This is a genomic window from Streptomyces sp. NPDC001204 (genome assembly GCF_053598035.1).
In genome coordinates, this window is sequence record NZ_JBSFJL010000017.1 from 103,029 (window position 1) to 121,108 (window position 18,080).

19 protein-coding genes and 1 pseudogene are annotated in these 18,080 nt (G+C 70.6%); 9 read left to right on the forward strand and 11 right to left on the reverse strand.

What is annotated here, in order from left to right; all coding sequences use genetic code 11:
* Positions 1 to 392: 392 nt before the first annotated feature.
* Positions 393 to 1,049, reverse strand: a complete 657-nt coding sequence (locus ACWC91_RS23260; RefSeq protein WP_450643987.1) for a hypothetical protein — start codon at positions 1,047 to 1,049, stop codon at positions 393 to 395.
* A 1,027-nt stretch (positions 1,050 to 2,076) separates the two neighbouring features.
* Between ACWC91_RS23260 and ACWC91_RS23265 the strand changes: the two genes are divergently transcribed.
* Positions 2,077 to 2,658: a recombinase family protein gene (locus ACWC91_RS23265; protein WP_225079111.1), complete on the forward strand. Its 582-nt coding sequence runs from the start codon at positions 2,077 to 2,079 to the stop codon at positions 2,656 to 2,658.
* 90 nt (positions 2,659 to 2,748) lie between these two features.
* On the opposite strand, the pseudogene ACWC91_RS23270 reads toward ACWC91_RS23265, so the two are convergent.
* Positions 2,749 to 3,183 (reverse strand): annotated as a pseudogene (locus tag ACWC91_RS23270) (acyltransferase); the annotation flags it as partial.
* Positions 3,184 to 3,263: 80 nt separating this feature from the next.
* On the opposite strand from ACWC91_RS23270, the gene ACWC91_RS23275 reads away from it, so the two are divergent.
* On the forward strand, positions 3,264 to 3,791 hold the full coding sequence (locus tag ACWC91_RS23275; RefSeq protein ID WP_376504454.1) for a gamma carbonic anhydrase family protein: 528 nt from the start codon (positions 3,264 to 3,266) through the stop codon (positions 3,789 to 3,791).
* A gap of 34 nt (positions 3,792 to 3,825) precedes the next feature.
* Here ACWC91_RS23275 and ACWC91_RS23280 read toward each other — a convergent pair whose 3' ends face one another.
* Both ACWC91_RS23280 and ACWC91_RS23285 read right to left on the reverse strand, forming a co-directional pair.
* Positions 3,826 to 4,482 (reverse strand): DedA family protein, encoded by a 657-nt coding sequence (locus tag ACWC91_RS23280; RefSeq protein ID WP_225079113.1) that lies wholly within the window; start codon positions 4,480 to 4,482, stop codon positions 3,826 to 3,828.
* A 231-nt stretch (positions 4,483 to 4,713) separates the two neighbouring features.
* Positions 4,714 to 5,151 (reverse strand): DUF4442 domain-containing protein, encoded by a 438-nt coding sequence (locus ACWC91_RS23285; RefSeq protein ID WP_225079169.1) that lies wholly within the window; start codon positions 5,149 to 5,151, stop codon positions 4,714 to 4,716.
* Between the two features lie 146 nt (positions 5,152 to 5,297).
* Between ACWC91_RS23285 and ACWC91_RS23290 the strand changes: the two genes are divergently transcribed.
* Entirely contained in the window at positions 5,298 to 6,296 is a 999-nt protein-coding gene (locus tag ACWC91_RS23290; RefSeq protein WP_450643988.1) for a hypothetical protein, read from the forward strand.
* 22 nt (positions 6,297 to 6,318) lie between these two features.
* Here the strand turns inward: ACWC91_RS23290 and ACWC91_RS23295 are convergent, their stop codons facing one another.
* Together ACWC91_RS23295 and tuf are read right to left on the reverse strand one after the other, a co-directional pair.
* The gene (locus ACWC91_RS23295; protein WP_450643989.1) at positions 6,319 to 7,164 is read right to left on the reverse strand and encodes a spermidine synthase; all 846 of its coding nucleotides are present in this window, start codon (positions 7,162 to 7,164) and stop codon (positions 6,319 to 6,321) included.
* Between the two features lie 135 nt (positions 7,165 to 7,299).
* A complete protein-coding gene (gene tuf / locus ACWC91_RS23300; protein ID WP_225079116.1) occupies positions 7,300 to 8,469 on the reverse strand; it encodes an elongation factor Tu in 1,170 nt (389 codons plus the stop codon).
* Between the two features lie 373 nt (positions 8,470 to 8,842).
* Here tuf and ACWC91_RS23305 point away from each other — a divergent pair, with 373 nt between their 5' ends.
* Positions 8,843 to 9,643 (forward strand): TVP38/TMEM64 family protein, encoded by an 801-nt coding sequence (locus ACWC91_RS23305; RefSeq protein ID WP_376504448.1) that lies wholly within the window; start codon positions 8,843 to 8,845, stop codon positions 9,641 to 9,643.
* A gap of 133 nt (positions 9,644 to 9,776) precedes the next feature.
* Positions 9,777 to 9,956, forward strand: coding sequence for a hypothetical protein (locus ACWC91_RS23310; protein ID WP_225079118.1), 180 nt, complete (start codon positions 9,777 to 9,779; stop codon positions 9,954 to 9,956).
* A gap of 67 nt (positions 9,957 to 10,023) precedes the next feature.
* Here the strand turns inward: ACWC91_RS23310 and ACWC91_RS23315 are convergent, their stop codons facing one another.
* The gene (locus tag ACWC91_RS23315; RefSeq protein ID WP_450643691.1) at positions 10,024 to 10,764 is read right to left on the reverse strand and encodes a glucose 1-dehydrogenase; all 741 of its coding nucleotides are present in this window, start codon (positions 10,762 to 10,764) and stop codon (positions 10,024 to 10,026) included.
* 162 nt (positions 10,765 to 10,926) lie between these two features.
* On the opposite strand from ACWC91_RS23315, the gene lnt reads away from it, so the two are divergent.
* Entirely contained in the window at positions 10,927 to 12,501 is a 1,575-nt protein-coding gene (gene lnt / locus ACWC91_RS23320) for an apolipoprotein N-acyltransferase (protein ID WP_450643690.1), read from the forward strand.
* On the opposite strand, the gene ACWC91_RS23325 is transcribed toward lnt, so the two are convergent.
* Positions 12,419 to 13,330: a Gfo/Idh/MocA family protein gene (locus tag ACWC91_RS23325; protein WP_225079121.1), complete on the reverse strand. Its 912-nt coding sequence runs from the start codon at positions 13,328 to 13,330 to the stop codon at positions 12,419 to 12,421. The genes lnt and ACWC91_RS23325 overlap by 83 nt on opposite strands.
* 10 nt (positions 13,331 to 13,340) lie before the next feature.
* Entirely contained in the window at positions 13,341 to 14,525 is a 1,185-nt protein-coding gene (locus ACWC91_RS23330) for an FAD-dependent monooxygenase (RefSeq protein ID WP_450643689.1), read from the reverse strand.
* A 108-nt stretch (positions 14,526 to 14,633) separates the two neighbouring features.
* On the opposite strand from ACWC91_RS23330, the gene ACWC91_RS23335 reads away from it, so the two are divergent.
* The 3 genes from ACWC91_RS23335 (at position 14,634) to ACWC91_RS23345 (ending at position 16,401) form a co-directional block, all read left to right on the forward strand.
* Complete coding sequence (locus ACWC91_RS23335) at positions 14,634 to 15,242, forward strand: TetR/AcrR family transcriptional regulator (protein WP_225079123.1); 609 nt, start codon at positions 14,634 to 14,636, stop codon at positions 15,240 to 15,242.
* Between the two features lie 28 nt (positions 15,243 to 15,270).
* Positions 15,271 to 15,786: a DinB family protein gene (locus ACWC91_RS23340; protein ID WP_225079124.1), complete on the forward strand. Its 516-nt coding sequence runs from the start codon at positions 15,271 to 15,273 to the stop codon at positions 15,784 to 15,786.
* 132 nt (positions 15,787 to 15,918) lie between these two features.
* A complete protein-coding gene (locus ACWC91_RS23345) occupies positions 15,919 to 16,401 on the forward strand; it encodes a hypothetical protein (RefSeq protein WP_225079125.1) in 483 nt (160 codons plus the stop codon).
* Positions 16,402 to 16,773: 372 nt separating this feature from the next.
* Here the strand turns inward: ACWC91_RS23345 and ACWC91_RS23350 are convergent, their stop codons facing one another.
* Both ACWC91_RS23350 and ung read right to left on the reverse strand, forming a co-directional pair.
* Positions 16,774 to 17,292: a hypothetical protein gene (locus ACWC91_RS23350; RefSeq protein ID WP_450643688.1), complete on the reverse strand. Its 519-nt coding sequence runs from the start codon at positions 17,290 to 17,292 to the stop codon at positions 16,774 to 16,776.
* 80 nt (positions 17,293 to 17,372) lie between these two features.
* A complete protein-coding gene (gene ung, locus ACWC91_RS23355) occupies positions 17,373 to 18,056 on the reverse strand; it encodes a uracil-DNA glycosylase (protein ID WP_141363044.1) in 684 nt (227 codons plus the stop codon).
* Between the last annotated feature and the right edge of the window lie 24 nt (positions 18,057 to 18,080).

Consider the following 18,080-nt stretch of genomic DNA (forward strand, 5'->3'; position numbering starts at 1 on the left):
CCTTGGCAGACAGTATCTAACCTGACTAGCCTTGGCTCAGGAGGTGACCCTATGCCGGGTAGATACGTCCCCACCATGACCCCTGACCGTAGGAAGTGGGTGATCCTGGACAGAGAGCTTTACGGCTACTGCACCTTGCCAGACAACGGAGACCCCTCAAGCCTGCTCCCTCTCGAATGGAACAACAGGGCCGGGGCAGAAGCATGGTTGCGACGCTGCTACAGGACGTGGCAGACCTGGGAAGGTAACGGGAAGCCAGTACCCCAGGGCTGGAGACCGTTCAAGGACACACCCAATCCCTTTGAAGGGTTCAGGCCTTACCAAGAACCCTGACAGGGAGCACAAACAAAGATAGCCCCCCGGCTCAATACCGGGGGGCTTTCTCATGCTCTCTAAATCTCTCCCACGTAGTTCCCGCCTTCCCAAGGCTCCTTGCTGTAGTGCTGTGCCGGAACGTACTCCACTTCCTCAGCAACAGGGGCAGGAGGATTCGGGTCTGGCTCAATAAGCCCCTCAACCTTCACCAGGGAAGTAAGGTATGCCTCGGTATGCTGGTAATCCAATGCCAGGGACGACTCATACGTAAGGCGTCCATCCCCAGCGAGTTCCCAGGCTTCCAGATTCTCCCCGTGATAGTGACCCTTCCGGGGGAAGTCCTCCATACCACCAGCAGTCACACACCAAGTGAACAGATCAGCATGGCGGTCCAAAGTGGCCTTGGCAGCAAGCATAGCCGCGTAAGCCTTCTCCCATTCAAGGCGTGCCGTATAAGCCTTCTCAGCTTCCTTAAGCCCCATTGACTTCAGCTCACCGAGCAGAGCATTTGAATACTCCCGCTTAGCCTTGGCGGCCAAGACCTTCAGAGCCTCTACCGTCCGCTTATACTCATCCATTTTCGCCTTGGTGCGAGCCAGGAACTTATCCGCATCAGGGAGCGGCTTCCCAGCCCCTACAGCGGCAATCTCGGCATCCCTAAGCTCCCTCTTAGCCTCTTCCAAGGCAAGGGAGCTATACCGTCGCTTGGACTCCCACAGCTCCGAAACATCCATGGTGCGCTATCGAGAGTTCTCCTGGACATACTTCTCGTGAGACTCCTTGGCATCCTCGTACACCTTGCGAAGGCTCTTGACCTTGGTGGAGAGGGGGAGATCCTTTGGAGGTTCGATCTCAAAGTTTGCGTCATAGTGCTGAGGCATAGTGATACTCCTTGATAGGTGACTGTGGAGATGAGAAAAGGCCCCGGTTGTTACACCGGGGCCTATCTCTTCTCTCATGGGAGGTCTAGACCCACCTACACACTGAGAGAACTAAAAAGGCATCCCTCTTGAGGGGATGCCTGTAGAGAACTACATCTCTAAGAGACAGTCTTAAGTAACTCACAAGAGGACAACGGCTAGAGAAGACACTGCCCCCCTACCCCCCACAGTGAAACTAGCTAAGCAAGGGGTAGGGAGGAGTGTTTCTCTACGCTGTCCCTGTCACAGGGAGGTATCCGTGTAGAGCCCCATAACGACTTGGGAACTGCCTGGCCTACTGGCCACACCAGAGGCACACCGCCGAGTGTGCATGGTCCCCGAGATTTACTCTCACCCTGTATGTACGTGTCACTTTGAGCAAAACAGGACGCGATCCCCAGAAAGTGAGAGGCAGGTCACACGAAGAGGTACCGTCAGGGCAGAGATTCACCAGCCAAGGCGAATCCCGTAGGGAGCCAACACCCCAGGATGCCCCTAGAAAGCTCTGTACGCCGTTCTAACGGCCTAACACCCCTTCCCTGGCCTCTCTGTCCATCCAGAGCCTCAAAGGCTCTCAGAGCGCCTTACAGAGCCTTCAAACCCGTACAGCGTCGAAGGATGGTGCCCCTGCGGTCCCCAGGAGAGGTCTTTTCATGCATTACCCCCGGGGGTGCACGCCATGAGGGCACAGGGGGGGGTGTCTCATGACCGTCTCAGAAACGATGGTTTGCGAGACAGGGCATGGCAGAGCCCACAGAGGCCCTGAGGGGTGTTCAAAACCCGTCTCACAACCCCTCTGGATCACTTGAGGTTCTGAGACGAGTTATGAGACACTGAGGGCATGACGACGAACACCACCAACACCGGTCACCTCATCGGCTACAAGCGAGTCAGCACCAAGGCTCAGGACGCACAGCTTCAGACTGACGCCCTGTCAGAGGCAGGGTGCAGCAAGGTCTTTGAAGACAAGCTCTCTGGCAAGAACACCGAGCGTCCTGGACTCCTTGCAGCCCTGGACTACATGAGAGAGGGAGACACCCTCTGCGTCTGGAAGCTGGACAGGCTTGGGAGGTCCACAAAGGACGTGCTCACCATCGCTGAGGAGCTGCACAGCAGAGGGATTGCTCTCCGCATCCTCACTGGCACTCTCGCAGGTAGCTACTCCCCCAAGGGAGAGGGAAAGTTCTTCTTCACGATGATGGTTGCATTTGCTGAGCTTGAGAGAGACATGATCGTTGAGAGGACCCGGGCCGGATTGGACGCTGCCAAGGCTCAGGGGCGTACCGGAGGACGTCCCACTGTCATCACTGATGATCTCCTCACCGTGGCCAAGGCAAGGAAAGCCAAGGGCGAGAGTGTCACTGCCATAGCCAAGGCTCTCGGAGTCTCCAGAGCCACCCTGTACCGCCACCTGACCGACTGACCCTGAGAGCCCCTGAGAGACCCCCTGGCAACCTTGCCGGGGGGTCTTCTCATGTCTCGTTTCCCCAGGTCAGAGGGTGTTACGTGACTCATGGTCTAGTGAGGTGACGTAGACGTAGGGGCCGAAGTAGCAGTCGCTGCCGATGGTCACCGTGGTGTCGGCGATGACGTGACTGCCGCGGCCGAGCACCACCCCGTCCCCGATGCGCAGGATCGGCTGCGGGCCGAGGTCCAGGTCGGGCATCAGACCGGCGGTCAGCGTGACCTGCTCGCCGACGATGCAGTGCGCGCCGAGGTGGATCCACGGTTCGCCGAAGACCGTGCCGAGCGGGAAGGCCAGCCTGGTACCTGTTCCCATCGCGCCGAAGCGGAGGCGTCCGGGCCGCTCGGCCGTGACGGAGCCCGTGCGCTGCACCCAGGCCCAGCCCGCGTGGACGGCGCGCTGCGCGAGGCGGCGCCACCATGATGAGAACGTGTTCCTACGCGTGGGCACCCGCTCACCGTACTCAGCCCGGGCCACGCCCATGGCGCCGCACGTCTGTGATCTTCGCCCTACCGGATGACGTACGGTGCCGTCGGACCCACGCGGTGAAAGGGAGGACGAGGATGACGGACAAGGCGCTGATCGCGGGCATCGGGGGCCGCGAGCCGCAGGTGGACGAGGGGGCGTTCGTGGCGCCCACGGCCACCGTGATCGGTGACGTGGCACTGGGCGCGGGCGCGAGCGTCTGGTACGGCGCGGTGCTGCGCGGCGACGTCGAGCGGATCGCCGTCGGCGCGGGCAGCAACGTCCAGGACAACTGCACGCTGCACGCCGACCCCGGCTTCCCGGTCGGCGTCGGCGAGCGCGTCTCGATCGGGCACAACGCCGTGGTGCACGGCGCGACCGTCGAGGACGACTGCCTGATCGGCATGGGGGCGACCGTGCTGAACGGCGCGGTGATCGGCGCGGGATCCCTGGTGGCGGCGCAGGCGCTGGTGCCGCAGGGCATGCGGGTGCCGCCGGGATCGCTGGTCGCGGGCGTCCCCGCGAAGGTCAGGCGGGAGCTGACGCAGGAGGAGCGCCAGGGGATCACCCTGAACGGCACGATGTACACGCAGCTCGCGCAGGCGCACCGGGAGGTGCACGCGTAGGACCCGGGACCCGCGCCCCTTCGGGGGCGCCCGGCTACTCCGCGGCGGGAACCGGCTCCGGCTCCTCGGTCTCGCTCTGCGTGCCCGCCTGCGCCTTCTTCGCCCTGCGCTTGAGCACCAGCATCGAGCCGAGCCCGAAGAGCACGGCCGCCACCAGGCCGAGCCAGGAGAACTTCTTCAGCCAGGACTCTGCCACGACACCCACGTAGTAGATGACCGCCGTGGTGCCGCCCGCCCAGCAGATGCCGCCGAGGACGTTGGCGACCAGGAACCTCCAGTACGGCATGTGCAGCACGCCCGCCAGGGGGCCGGCGAAGATGCGCAGCAGGGCGACGAAGCGGCCGAAGAACACCGCCCACATGCCCCACTTCTCGAAGGAGCGCTCGGCGGTCGCGATGTGTCCCTCGCTGAAGTGCTTGGGGAACTTCTTCCCCAGCCAGGCGAGCAGCGGCCTGCCGCCCTTGCGGCCGATGGCGTAGCCGATGGAGTCGCCGACGACCGCGCCGACTGTGGCGCACACGCCGAGGACGACCGGGTTGATGCCCGCGTGCTGCGAGGACAGCAGCGCCGCGGAGACCAGGACGATCTCGCCGGGCAGCGGGATGCCCAGGCTCTCCAGACCGATGACCAGGCCGACCACGGCGTAGACGGCGGCCGCGGGTACCGTGTCGAGCCATTCCTGGACGTGCACCGCCGGTTCCTCCCCGTTTCGCGTGCATGTGCTGCGGAGCGCCACGAAGACGCACCCCCCGGGAAGCCTACCGGTTCGGCCCGGCCGGGCCGATCCCGCGGATCGCGCCCGCGTTCCCGTCCGCGACCTGGGCGGACGGGAACGCAGGCTCGGGGGGCTCGCCCGAGGCCCGGGGATCGCCGGATGTCCGCCTGGTGCTCCGCGGCCGCGTGGAGGGCGGGCGGCAGCCGCTCAGCCGTTGGGCCGCAGGGTCCAGACGACGGTCATCTCTCCCGTGACGGCCCCGTCCGCGCGCCGGATCTCGACCGGCACCGGGAACTCCGGCCGCTGTCCCGCGTCCAGTTCCGCGACGACGTCGGCGGCGGGACGGCCCAGGGTCGCGGTGGCGGTGACGGCTCCCATGGCCAGCTTCCGGTAGGCGATCTCGGCCCGCACGGCGAGCGGTACGGCACGGGAGAGCTGGTCGCCGAACGCGGCCAGCACGACGGCCCCGCTCGCGGACTCCCCCAGCGTGAACATCGCGCCGGCGTGCGGCCCGCCCACGTGGTTGTGGTAGTCGGCCTGGTCCGGCAGGGTCACCACCGCCTTCTCCGGCGTGGTCTGAAGGAATTCGAGGTTCAGGGTCCGGGCCATCGGCACGGTCGCGGCGAGCATCTCGCCGATCGACATCTGGTCAGCGCTCATACCAGAATGTTACTCACCAGTAGGCCGTTCGGGCCAGACGGGGCGGGCCGGTATCTGCACCCGTCACTGGTACGTCCCTGACAAAAGGCGGTGACCGAATCGTGTCCCTGGCGCCACTAGGGTTACTGGCCATGTGGCCAGGACAGCAGCCGCCCGGGGGCGAGCAGAACCCGCAGAACAACCCGTACCAGCAGCCGGGATACCAACAGCCCAATCCCTATCAGCAGCCCGGCTACCAGCAGCCCAACCCATATGCCCAGCAACCGCAGTGGGGTGCGCCCACACAGATGGGCGGTCCCCAGTCGCCGAAGCAGCCGGGCGGGGGCGCCAACCGGACGAAGCTCGTCGCGATCCTCTGCGTCACGGCCGTGGCCCTGACCGCCGGTGTGACCGGCTTCCTGGTTCTCGGCGGGAACAAGGACGACGAGGCCGACGCCAAGTCGAGCCCGTCGCCCACCGCTTCGGCCTCCGCCGACCCGAGCGCCCCGGACTCGGGCTCGGACGACAACCCGCGCGGCACGGAGACCGAGAAGCCGACGATCCCCGGCTGGAAGGTCGTCGTGAACCCCAAGCGGGGCGTCGCCTTCGACGTCCCGGCCGACTGGGAGGTCCAGTCGGCGGGGGTGAGCATCGGCTTCGAGGAGCACAAGGACGGCAAGCTGATCACCATCATGTCCGGCGTGGCCGAGTACAAGTCGAAGTGGTGCACGTCCGACGACGACAAGGACGGCCGCGAGGAGGACACGTCGCTCGCCGCGGTGGGCACCAAGGGTGCCGACGGCGCCAAAGACACCAACGAGGTGGCCGTGAACACCGTGGGCTGGTGGGTCTACGGCGGCTACACCCAGCCCGACAAGAAGAGCCTGACGTTCGACCAGAAGGCCAAGCCCTACACGACCACGTCGGGCATCAACGGCAGCATCGCCTGGGCCCAGTCGAACAACACGCCCCAGAAGGGCAAGTGCGCGAGCGACGGCAAGGCGCTCTCCTTCGGCTTCAAGAACTCCGCCGGGGACTTCGTGTCCTGGAACTTCTACGGCGCCAAGGGCGTCGGCGAGGAGGTCCCCACCGCGACCATCATGAAGATCCTCAGCACGGTCCGGCTGCACGGAACCCCGACCGGCGGCTGAGCGGCACCCGCGGCGGCGCCGGTCAGCCGATGCCGAACGCGCCGTCCGGAGGCTCGGGCGACGGTACGGCCCCGTCGTCCCGCACCGGCCCGGCATCTCCGGTGAACTCCCTTAGTGCGGCGCCGTGTTCGACGCGGGCGGGGAACGCGTCGGAGGCGGTCCGCCGGGTCAGCGCGGCCACGTCGAGCGGGCGGTGCGCGGCGATCAGCACCGCGTTGCCGAAACGGCGGCCGCGCAGCACCGCGGGTTCGGCGATCAGCGCGATCTCCTCGAACACCTCGGCGAGGGTGACGAGTTGGGAACGCAGGAAGGCGAACGGGGCGGCGTCGGCGAGGTTGGCGAGGTAGACCCCGTCGGGGCGCAGCACGCGCTCCGCCTCGCGGACGTAGCCGAGGGACGTGAGGTGGGCCGGGACGCGGGAGCCGCCGAAGACGTCCGCGATCAGGACGTCCGCCGAGTCGTCGGGGGCGGCCTCCAGCCAGGCGCGGGCGTCGGCGGCGTGCAGCGAGACGTCGGCGCCGTCGGGCAGCGGAAGGTGGGCGACGACCATCTCCAGCAGGCCGCGGTCGGCCTCGACTACGTCCTGCCGGGAGCCGGGCCGGGTCGCGGCCACGTACCGCGGCAGGGTGAGGGCACCCCCGCCGAGGTGCAGCACGTCCAGCGGCGAGCCCGGCCGCGCGACCGTGTCCAGGGCGTGGCCGAGCCGCCGCGCGTACTCGAACTCCAGGTGGGCGGGCGCGTCCAGGTCGACGTACGACTGCGGCGCACCGTCCACGGTCAGCAGCCAGGCCCGCTCGCGGTCGACGTCGGGCATCAGCTTGGCGGTCCCGTGATCGACGGCTCGGGTCACGGGTATCGGCTCGTTCACGCGTCCATTGTGCCGGGCCGTCACACCCCGGACGGCCCCGTCACGCACCGGACCCCTCCGTCACGCGAGAGGCGGCGAGGGGACCCGCCGGCCGGCAGGCACCGGCCGGCGGGTCCCCGGACTCAGCGGTTCCCTTCACACGACGGCGGTCACGGTCCCCGCGCCGACGGTGCGGCCGCCCTCACGGATGGCGAACCCCAGCCCCGGCTCCAGGGGCATCTCGCGCCCCAGCTCCACCGTCATCGTGACCGTGTCGCCGGGCCGCGCGACGGCCGCCTCGCCCAGGTCGACGTCGCCCACCACGTCCGCCGTGCGGATGTAGAACTGCGGCCGGTAGCCGGTGGACACCGGTGTCGTACGGCCGCCCTCGCGCGCGGACAGCACGTACACCCGCGCGGTGAAGCGCCGGCGCGGGACCACGCTGCCCGGCGCCGCGACGACGTGGCCGCGGCGGACCCCGTCACGCGGCACCCCGCGCAGCAGCAGCGCCACGTTGTCCCCGGCCTGTGCCTCCTCCATGGGCTTGCCGAAGGTCTCCAGGCCGGTGACCACCGTTTCCAGGCCGGCACCCGGTACCTCGACCCGGTCGCCGACGCGGACCGTGCCGCGCTCGACCGCGCCCGTCACCACGGTTCCGCGGCCGGTGATGGTGAGCACGTTCTCCACCGGCAGCAGGAACGGCGCGTCCAGGTACCGCTCGGGCATCGGCACGTAGGTGTCCACCGCGTCGAGCAGCGCCTCGATCGACGCCGTCCAGCGCGGGTCGCCCTCCAGGGCGCGGAGCCCGGAGACCCGTACGACGGGTACCGCGTCGCCGCCGAAGCCGTGCTCGGTGAGCAGGTCGCGGACCTCCAGTTCGACGAGGTCGATGAGCTCCTCGTCGCCGGCGTCGGCCTTGTTGAGGGCGACGACGATGTGGTTCACGCCCACCTGCCGGGCGAGCAGCACGTGTTCGGCGGTCTGCGGCATGATCCCGTCGAGCGCGGAGACGACGAGGATCGCGCCGTCGAGCTGCGCGGCCCCGGTGACCATGTTCTTGACGTAGTCGGCGTGGCCCGGCATGTCCACGTGCGCGTAGTGCCGGGTGTCGGTCTCGTACTCGACGTGCGCGATGTTGATGGTGATGCCGCGCGCGGCCTCCTCCGGGGCCCGGTCGATGCGGTCGAACGGGACGAAGGTGCCGGAGCCGCGCTCGGCCAGCACCTTCGTGATGGCGGCGGTCAACGTGGTCTTGCCGTGGTCGACATGGCCCATCGTGCCGATGTTCAGGTGCGGTTTGGTGCGTACGTACGCCGTCTTGGGCATGGCTGTACCTCGAAGCCTGGTAGATGCTGCGGGACCCCACGGGATGGCCGACCCTCCCCCTGAGGGGTCCGCCGGACGATCCGGGGAGGGTCAGCTTCGGGCGCCGTCGACTGCGGCGACGAGGATCAGGACGGCAGCCTCCGGGGCATCCGCTACCGCGGATGCTGCGAGGACGAAGGCGTGCCGGAACATGGGACCGATCATTCACGACACCCGGCCGCCCGTCGAACGGTTTTAGTGCGGCGAACGGTTCCCGGGACAGGAGGGCCTGGGGCTCGGGGACTTGGCCGGGACGCCGAGGGCGTGCGCACTCGGCGCACTCGTGAACCGGGCCAGAGGGCGATCACTCGCATCCGTCCGCTAATGTCACCGAATGCTCGATGCCACCACCCGCTCTGGGGGCACCGCCACGGCCTCTCCCCGGGCCGCCGCCACCGAGCCGGCCGCCGCCGTCCCCACGGCCCCGCCGGCCCCGGTCGTTCCGTCCGCCCCGCCGGCCGGTCTCACCGCCCGCTGGGCGCGTGTGCTGCTGTCGCCCTGGGCGCGGCTCTCCCTCCTGCTCGCCCTGCTCGCGGCGGCCGGAGTGTCCGTGCTGCTCTTCGAGCCGCAGAGACTGCTGGCACACGGCTGGCCGCCGCAACTCGGCGGAGCCGTCGCGACGGTGGTGTTCGCCGCGGCGTACGGCCTGTGCACGGTGGCGTTCGTGCCGCGGCCGCTGCTGAACCTGGCCGCGGGCGCGCTGTTCGGCTCGCAACTGGGACTGGCGGCGGCGCTGGCCGGCACGGTGCTGGGCGCCGGGGCGGCCTTCGGCCTCGGCCGCGTGCTGGGCCAGGACGCGCTGCGCCCGCTGCTGCGCGGCCGGCTGCTGAAGGCGGCGGACGGACAGCTCAGCCGGCACGGCTTCCGTTCGATGATGGCGGCCCGGCTCTTCCCTGGAGTCCCGTTCTGGGCCGCCAACTACTGCGCCGCCGTCTCCCGCATGGGCTGGACGGCGTTCCTCCTCGCCACGGCCCTCGGCTCGATCCCCAACACCGCCGCCTACGCCGTCGCCGGCGCCCGCGCCTCCGCACCGACCTCTCCGGCCTTTCTCCTGGCGATGGCCTGCATCGCGGTACCGGCCGTGCTCGGCACGGCGGTCGCCTGGCGCAAGCGCCACCACCTGCGGAAGCACTGACGGCACCGCACGCGTACGCGTACTCGACGATCCGGTCGGTACGGCGGCCAGGACGGTCGCGGGTGACCGAGTCCATACGGCCGCTGTAGCCGTCCGGTAGCGCAGTGTCAGTCCTTGCCCCTAGGCTGTGGCCATGTTCCGCGATTCAGTGGCCCCTGGTTCCGTGCGGTCCGCCGCCGAGCTGAACGAGCAGATCCGGTCGCTGTGGCTGCGCTCAGGCGGGTCCCTGTCGGCCCAGGAGCGCGAGGAGTACGAACTGCTGGTGGTCGAGTGGGCCGCCGCGATGAGGGACGAGCTCATCGCGGCCGCCTGACGTCCCCGGTCCACGGGCGGTCGCCGCTCCGGCCCGGGCCTGCCCCTTCCGGCGACCCGGTTCACGCTCAGCGGCCGCCCGACACCCGCAGCACCGCTCCCGTCGTGTAGGAGGCGTCCGGTGACATCAGCCATGCGACGGCCGCGGCGACCTCCTCCGCCCGGCCGGCCCGGCCCAGCGGGATGTTTCCGGCCGCCCGCCGTGCGCGGTCCGGGTCGCCCATCGCCGCGTGCATCCCGGTGTCGATCATGCCGGGTGCGACCGCGTTGACGCGGATGCCGTCCGGGCCGAGTTCCTTGGCCAGGCCCAGGGTGAGGGCGTCCACGGCGGCCTTCGTCGCGGCGTAGTGGACGAACTCCCCGGGGCTGCCGAGTGTGGAGGCCGCGGACGACACGTTCACGATCACGCCGTTCTTCCGGGGCGCCATCAGCTGGGCCGCGCGGCGCGAACACAGCAGGGTGCCCAGGAGGTTGACGTCCACGACGCGGCGCAGATCGGCGGTGTCGGTGTCGGCGAGCCGGCCCAGCGGTCCGCTCACCCCGGCGTTGTTCACCAGTCCGGTGACGGGCCCGAGCCGTTCCTCCGCCACGGCGAAGAGCCGTTCGACGTCCGCCTCCACGGAGGTGTCCATCCGCACGGTCACCCCGCGCGCTCCGGCCTCGAGCACCTCGTCGGCCACCGCCTCGGCGGCCGCGGTGTCGTCGACGTACCCCACGACCACGTCGTGCCCGTCGGCCGCCAGCCGCCGGCAGATCGCGGCCCCGATGCCCCGGCCACCGCCGGTGACGACTGTCACGAGACGTTTCATTCGGACCTCCGCAGCACCGAGCGACCACACCCCATGTGATCATCCTAGGACCCCGGCCGCCCGCGCGCGGCGACAGGAGTTCCGGGTCCCTGCAAGGCCCTCTGGGCGGGATCTTCCGGGGCGCGCACACTGGAGCCATCCGCGGGGGTAGGAGGTCACCGTATGAAGACGTTCGGCCGGTGGCTCACCTCCCCGTGGCGGCGTTCGGTGCTCGCCGCGCTCGCGGGTGCCCTGTTCGTGTTCGCTTTTCCCGCCCCGTCGCTGTGGTGGTTCGCCTACGTCGCCCTGGTCCCGTGGATCCTGCTGGTCCGCTGCGCTCCGACCCGGAGGCGGGCGGCGTACGACGGCTGGTCCGGCGGGCTGGGGTTCATGCTGGCCGTCTTCCACTGGCTGCTGCCGAACCTGCACGTGTTCACCGTCGTGCTCGCCGCGCTCATGGGCCTGCTGTGGGCGCCCTGGGGCCTGCTGGTACGGCGGTTCCTGGCGGGGACGCCCTCGCCGGGGCGGGCGGCGGCCGCGCTGGTCGTGCTGCCGTCGGCGTGGCTGGCGATCGAGCTCGTCCGGTCCTGGCAGGGGCTGGGCGGACCGTGGGGCATGCTGGGCTCCAGCCAGTGGCAGGTGGCCCCGGCGCTGCGGCTGGCCTCCGTGGGCGGGGTGTGGCTGCTGAGCTTCCTGGTGGTGGCCGTCAATGTCGCCGTCGCGCTGCTCGTCGCGGTCCGCGCGTCCCGGGTGCCCGCGGTGGCCGGGCTGGTGGCCACGGCCGCGGCGACCTCCGCGGTGTGGATGTGGGCGCCGCGCCCGGACGTCGACGGCCACGTCCGGATCGCCGTCGTGCAGCCGGGTGTCGTGGCCGGCACCGAGAGCGGGCAGCGGCGGTTCGACCTGGAGGAACAGCTGACCCGTCACCTGGTGGGGCAGCACCCCGACCTCGTCGTCTGGGGCGAGAGCAGCGTCGGCTTCGACCTGAGCCACCGGCCGGACCTGGCGCGGCGGATCGCGGCGCTGTCCCGCGCGACCGGCGCCGACGTGCTGGTCAACGTGGACGCCCGGCGCTCCGACCAGCCCGGCATATACAAGAGCTCGGTCCTCGTCGGCCCGAACGGCCCGAACGGCGAGCGCTACGACAAGATGCGGCTCGTCCCGTTCGGCGAGTACGTCCCGGCCCGCTCTGTGCTCGGCTGGGCGACCTCCGTCGGCCGGGCCGCGGGTGAGGACCGCAGGCGGGGCACCGAGCAGGTGGTGATGGACGCCGGCCACGGCCTGCGCGTCGGCCCGATGATCTGCTTCGAGACCGCGTTCCCCGACATGAGCCGGCATCTCGCGCAGGACGGGGCGCGGGTACTGCTCGCGCAGTCCTCGACGTCGACCTTCCAGCAGAGCTGGGCCCCCGAGCAGCACGCCTCGCTGGCCGCGCTGCGTGCCGCCGAGACCGGGCGGCCGATGGTGCACGCCACGCTGACGGGCGTGTCCGCCGTGTACGGCCCGGGCGGGCAGCGCGTCGGCTCCTGGCTGGGCACGGACACGAGCACCGCGCGCGTGTACGACGTACCGACCGCGCACGGCGTCACCCTGTACGTCCGCCTCGGCGACTGGCCCGCGCACGGCGCGCTGCTGGTGCTGGCCGTGCTGGGCGCGGCGGAGGGACTGCGGGCGTTCAGGCGGCGCCGGAGCGCTCCAGAACCGTCCGTACCACCCGTTCGCACAGTTCGTGGGTCTCCAGCGCGTCACGGGCGCTGAGCACCTTCCCGGCGCGTACGGCGTCGAGGAAGGACAGCACGGCCTGCTCGATGCCTCGCTGCCGGGCGACGGGCACCCAGTCGCCGCGCCGGCGCACGGACGGCTGGCCCTTGTGGTCGACGGTCTCGGCGAGGTTGACCACCTGCCGCTTGGTGTCCTGCCCGGAGACCTCGAGGACCTCCTCCGTCGAACCGCTGAGCCGGTTCATCACGCCGAGCGCGGTGAATCCGTCCCCGGCGAGCTGCAGCACGACGTGGTGCAGCAGGCCGTCACGCACGCGCGCGCGTACGGTGACGTCGTCGACCTCGCCCGGCACCAGGAACCGCAGGGTGTCCACGACGTGGATGAAGTCGTCGAGGATCATCGTGCGCGGCACCTCGGGCAGTCCGATGCGGTTCTTCTGCATCAGGATCAGCTCGCGGGGGTGGTCGGCGCACTGCACGTAGCCGGGTGCGTGGCGCCGGTTGAAGCCGACCATGAGCGAGACGTTCCGCTCCTCGGCGAGCCCGACCAGGCGCGCGGAGTCGGCGAGTTCGTAGGCGAGCGGCTTGTCGACGTACGTCGGCACGCCCGCCTCCAGGAGCCGGGTGACGATCTGCGGGTGGACGTCGGTGGGAGCGTGCACGAAGGCGGCGTCGAGGTCCTGGGAGAGCAGGGAGTCCAGGTCGGCGTGGCGCCGCTCCGCGGGCAGGTGCAGGCTGTCGGCGACCCGCTGGAGCGTCTCGGGCGTCCGGGTCTGCAGGTGCAGGTCGACTCCGGGTTGGGTGCCGAGCACCGGCAGGTATGCCTTCTGCGCGATGTCGCCTAGTCCGATGCAGCCGACCTTCACGTGGGCTCCTTCACCGCTCTGCCGTGCCTGACTGCACGGCAGCATACGGGGGCTGCGGGGGACGCCAGTCGGCGATGCCGTCGAATCCGCGCAGGAGCAGGTCCGGGCCGACCCTGGACAGCGCGGCGATCACGTTGTCGCGCAGGACGATCCCGGCACGGTTGCGCATCATGTCGAGCCGCGCGGCCCTGACGGCCTGGCGGGCGATCATGGTCGTGCGGGGCAGCCGGGCGGCGGTGTGGGCGGCGAGGTCGTCGGCGTGGTGGGCGAGGACGACGGCGTCCTCGATCGCCTGGTTGCCGCCCTGCCCGAGGTTCGGCGGCATGGCGTGGGCGGCGTCGCCGATGAGCACGGTCCGGCCGCGGTGGTGGGCGGGCAGCGGCTGGGCGATGTGGTGGACGTCGTGGCGCAGCACGTCCTCGGGACGGGCGGCGGCGATGACGGCGGGGATCGGGTCGTGCCAGTGGCCGAAGCGGCGCAGGAGTTCGGCCTTCTCGTCCTCGGCCGCGCGCTGTCCGGGAGGCGTGACGGCGGCGGCGTACGCGTAGACCCTGCCGTCCTTGAGCGGGTGCGTGCCCCACAGGCGTCCCCTGCCCCAGGTCTCGTGGGAAGCGAACTCGGCGCCGGGTACGGGGATCACGAGCCGCCAGGTGGTGAATCCGGCGTAGACGGCCCCGGGATGGGCCGGGAACAGCGTGCGGCGCACGGCGGAGTGCACACCGTCGGCGGCCACCACCAGGTCGGCCTCCAGTTCACCGTCGGGGGTGCTTACGCGGGCCGGGCGGTGGTCGTCCCCGGGGTCGGCGAGGCGCGCGTCGGCGGCCGTGCGGACGGTGCCGGGCGGGAGGAGGGTGGCCAGGCTCTCGATCAGGGTGGCGCGGTGCAGCAGGACGAGGGGGCCGCCGAACCGCTCGGCCGCCGCGGCGGCGTCCGTCCTGGTGATCCAGCGGCCGGACGGGCCGCGCAGTCCGCCCTCGCCCTGCCAGGCGGCGAGATCGCGGATCCGGTCGCCGATGCCGAGGACGTCCAGGGCGCGCACGGCGTTCGGGGCGAGCGAGATGGCGGCGCCGACGGGCTCCAGGGAGGGGGCCCGCTCCAGCACCGTGACCTGCCGGCCGCCGAGGTGCAGTGCCGCGGCCGCGGTGAGTCCTGCGATGCCGCCGCCGATGACGACGGCGCGTGGCTGCTGGGGCATGGCTCCTCCTGCACAGTGAGACTACATCTGTAGTGAATCGGCGGCTCGACAATACTACGGATGTAGTGCGCTGCACTACGGGTGTAGTCGCCGGGTAGGTTGATCTCCATGTCCGCACGTCCCGAGAGCGCTCAGCGCGCCGATCTCGTCGCCGACACCGCGCTCGCCCTGCTCGCCGAGCGCGGGATGCGCGGTCTGACGCACCGGGCGGTCGACGAGAGGGCCGGATTGCCTCAGGGCTCGACGTCGAACCTCGCCCGCACCCGGCAGGCCCTGCTGGAACTGGCGGTGCGGCGGCTGGCCGAGCGGGAGGCGCGGGTGCTGGCGCTGCACGAGATGCCGGACCCGCGGACCGGGGGGCTCGACTCGCTGGTGGAGGGACTGGCGCTGGCCACCCACCGCGCGCTGACCCGCAACCGGGCCCTGACGCTCGCCCGCTACGAGCTGGCCCTGGAGGCCACCCGCCGCCCGGAACTGCGGTCCTACTTCGACGCGGCGGGAGCGCGCTTCCGTGACCAACTCGGCGCGCTGGTCACGGCGATGGGCTCGACCGCCCCGGAGCGGCACGTGCTGTCGCTGGTCGCCTGGGCGGACGGGCTCATGTACTCCTGCGTGGCGGGATCGTTCCATGCCCGGGTTCCGGAACTGGACGAGTTGCGGGCGGGGTTGCGGGAGCTGCTGGAGGGGATGTTCGGCGCCGGAAAACCCTTGGTGTGACGGGCCGTGTGTGGGCCAGGATCGGGGCATGACGACCGAGCGACGACAAGAGCCCGCCCAGAACGCCTCCGAACGCGCCATGCTGGAAGGCTGGTTGGAGTACCACCGGCAGACGCTGGCGCAGAAGTGCGAGGGCCTGACCGACGAGCAGTTGCGGACCGCGTCCGTGGAGCCGTCCGAGCTGACCCTGATGGGTCTGGTGCGGCACATGGCCGAGGTGGAGAGGCACTGGTTCCGCAACGTGCTCCTGATGGACGACCCCGGACCGATCTACTTCGACGAGCAGGACCCGGACGGCGACTTCCACGTCACCGAGGCGGACACCTGGGCGGAGGCGTACGCCACCTGGCAGTCCGAGATCGAGACCGCCCGCCGCAACGCCGCGGGCCTCGGTCTGGACGAGCTGTCGCAGCGCAAGAGCAACCGCACCGACGAGCCGTTCAACCTGCGGTGGATCTACACCCACATGATCGAGGAGTACGCCCGGCACAACGGGCACGCCGACCTGCTCCGCGAGCGGATCGACGGAACGACCGGAGACTGAAGCCCGCACCCGTCACCGGCGTCAGCGGCGGGCGCGGTGAGACACCCCTTACGGGGCCCAGGATCACCCGTCCGTGGCATCCTCCGCCCGGCCGCGGTCCGATCACGGCCCGGACCCAGCAGAGTTGCACGCGTGCATCGTACGACGACCACCGCAACGCTCCTGGTCTCCGCGGCCGTCTCGGCCCTCTCCGGCTGTGTCACGGTCGAGCGGCCGCCCGCGCCCGGCCCGGCGGCGGCCACCACCCCGCTATCGGTCCCGCGCCCGGACGGCAGCGCCGGGCACCCGGCCGTGCAGGCCCCCGCCCGCGAGGCCCTGGAGCACATCGGCGACCCGCGCCACTCCGCCGCCCCTGCCGAACCGGCCCGGGCGCCGTCCGCGGAAGCCCCGCCCGGCAAGCGGCAGCCGCCGGCACCGGCGCACTCCCCCAGCCCGGCCCCGGCACAAGCGGCCCCCCGGCACCCACGGCCCGCGTCCCCGCCGCGCGCACAGCTCCCCGGCCCCAAGCACGCCCTGCCACCGAACGCGGACCTCTGCGCCCTCGGCAGGCAGTACGGCGGCTGGAAACCGGACAGCCCGGAGACCAGGATCTGCCGCCAGACGTACAACCACTGAGACACAACGGACCTGCACCATGGACACGGGGCAGGCCCGGCAGCAACCACGCGCGGGCGGACGTACGCCCGGTAAGACGCCCGTCCCCCGTCGATCGACGGCGAATGCAACCCCGCAGCACCACACACGGGCCCCCCGGCACAGCACCACGCGGACAGTGAGCCACCGGCCTCACGGCGGGCACGGCGCAGGCCCCACAACAGCCCGGAAAAACCCCCGCACCGGAGGACGTACACCCGGTAAGACGCCCGTCCCCCGTCGATCGACGGCGAGCGCAGCCCCGCAGCACCACACACAGCGTCCCCGGCGCGGCGGCGTCCCGGCGGATGCGCCGCGCTCGTCTCCCCGGCCGCGGCGGTCCCGTGGCCCGTCCTACGACCGCTGACGCGGCGGGCCGCCCGGCTCCGAGCCGGGCCCGCCCTCCCCCAGTCGCAGTGCGAGGCGCTGGATGGCCGACCGGACGCCGTCGCCGTAGTGGTCGGGACCAAGGGCGTCCGCCGCGGTGCGAGCGTGGTGGAGGTGGTCCCGGGCGGCCGCGCGGTGGTCGAGTTTCGCGTAGTCGGCGGCCAGGTTGAGATGCAGGGACGGGTACAGGGCACGGGCCGCGGGCGCGCCCTCGCGCCCGGCGAGCCGGTCCCCCGTCAGCTCCTCGGCCGCCGAGAGCGCCCTGAGGTCCCAGGCCAGCTCGTCCGCGGGGTCGTCCTGGGTGTCGGCCATGTAGTGGGCCAGCGTGCAGCGGTGCAAGGGATCGCCGTCCTCGCCGATCTCCGCCCACAGGGCCAGTAAGCGGCCCCGGGCCTCCTCGCGGTCCCCGGCGTGATGCAGCAGGACGCTCTGCCCGATCCGCGTCAGCACGGCGTCCGACGACGCCTGCTCCTGTCGCTCCACCACCGCACGCCTCCAGGCCTGTCCCGACCGACGCCTACGACGCTAACCGCGACAACCGCCGATCGGGCGCCCCCGCGCCCACGTCACCCCAGGTTCGGGATCCGCCAGTCGATCGGCTCGTGCCCCTGCCGCGCCACCGCCTCGTTGATCTGCGTGAACGGACGGGAGCCGAAGAACTTCTTCGCCGACAGCGGCGACGGGTGCGCGCCCTTGATCACCACGTGCCGGGTCTCGTCGATCAGCGGGAGCTTCTTCTGCGCGTAGTTGCCCCACAGGACGAAGACCGCGGGGTCGGGCCGGCCGGCGACCGAGCGGATCACCGCGTCGGTGAACCGCTCCCAGCCGCGTCCCTTGTGGGAGTTGGCCTCGCCACCGCGCACCGTGAGCACCGCGTTCAGCAGGAGCACGCCCTGCCGGGCCCACGGCATCAGGTAGCCGTTGTCCGGCACCGGCGTGCCCAGCTCCTCGTGCATCTCCTTGTAGATGTTGCGCAGCGACGGCGGGACCTTCACCCCGGGGCGGACCGAGAAGCACAGGCCGTGGCCCTGGCCCTCGCCGTGGTAGGGGTCCTGACCGAGGATCAGGACCTTCACCTTGTCGTACGGCGTGGCGTCCAGCGCGGCGAAGACCTCCTCACGCGGCGGATGGACGGGGCCCTTCGCCCGCTCCTCCTCGACGAACTCGGTCAGCTCCTTGAAGTAGGGCTGCTGCAGTTCGTCGCCCAGAACCCCGCGCCAGGACTCGGGCAGCATGGCGGTGTCGGTCACGTCAACGTCCTCACGATGTGCGGT

Coding starts and splice junctions, on each gene's coding strand:
- ACWC91_RS23285 (WP_225079169.1), bottom strand. CDS start 5,151: ATGTCGATCGGCGAGATGCTCGCCGCGACCGTGCCGATGGCCCGGACC.
- ACWC91_RS23275 (WP_376504454.1), top strand. CDS start 3,264: ATGACGGACAAGGCGCTGATCGCGGGCATCGGGGGCCGCGAGCCGCAG.
- ACWC91_RS23340 (WP_225079124.1), top strand. CDS start 15,271: ATGACGACCGAGCGACGACAAGAGCCCGCCCAGAACGCCTCCGAACGC.
- ACWC91_RS23310 (WP_225079118.1), top strand. CDS start 9,777: ATGTTCCGCGATTCAGTGGCCCCTGGTTCCGTGCGGTCCGCCGCCGAG.
- ACWC91_RS23290 (WP_450643988.1), top strand. CDS start 5,298: ATGTGGCCAGGACAGCAGCCGCCCGGGGGCGAGCAGAACCCGCAGAAC.
- ACWC91_RS23335 (WP_225079123.1), top strand. CDS start 14,634: ATGTCCGCACGTCCCGAGAGCGCTCAGCGCGCCGATCTCGTCGCCGAC.
- ACWC91_RS23260 (WP_450643987.1), bottom strand. CDS start 1,049: ATGGATGTTTCGGAGCTGTGGGAGTCCAAGCGACGGTATAGCTCCCTT.
- ACWC91_RS23305 (WP_376504448.1), top strand. CDS start 8,843: ATGCTCGATGCCACCACCCGCTCTGGGGGCACCGCCACGGCCTCTCCC.
- ACWC91_RS23315 (WP_450643691.1), bottom strand. CDS start 10,764: ATGAAACGTCTCGTGACAGTCGTCACCGGCGGTGGCCGGGGCATCGGG.
- lnt (WP_450643690.1), top strand. CDS start 10,927: ATGAAGACGTTCGGCCGGTGGCTCACCTCCCCGTGGCGGCGTTCGGTG.
- ACWC91_RS23330 (WP_450643689.1), bottom strand. CDS start 14,525: ATGCCCCAGCAGCCACGCGCCGTCGTCATCGGCGGCGGCATCGCAGGA.
- tuf (WP_225079116.1), bottom strand. CDS start 8,469: ATGCCCAAGACGGCGTACGTACGCACCAAACCGCACCTGAACATCGGC.
- ACWC91_RS23265 (WP_225079111.1), top strand. CDS start 2,077: ATGACGACGAACACCACCAACACCGGTCACCTCATCGGCTACAAGCGA.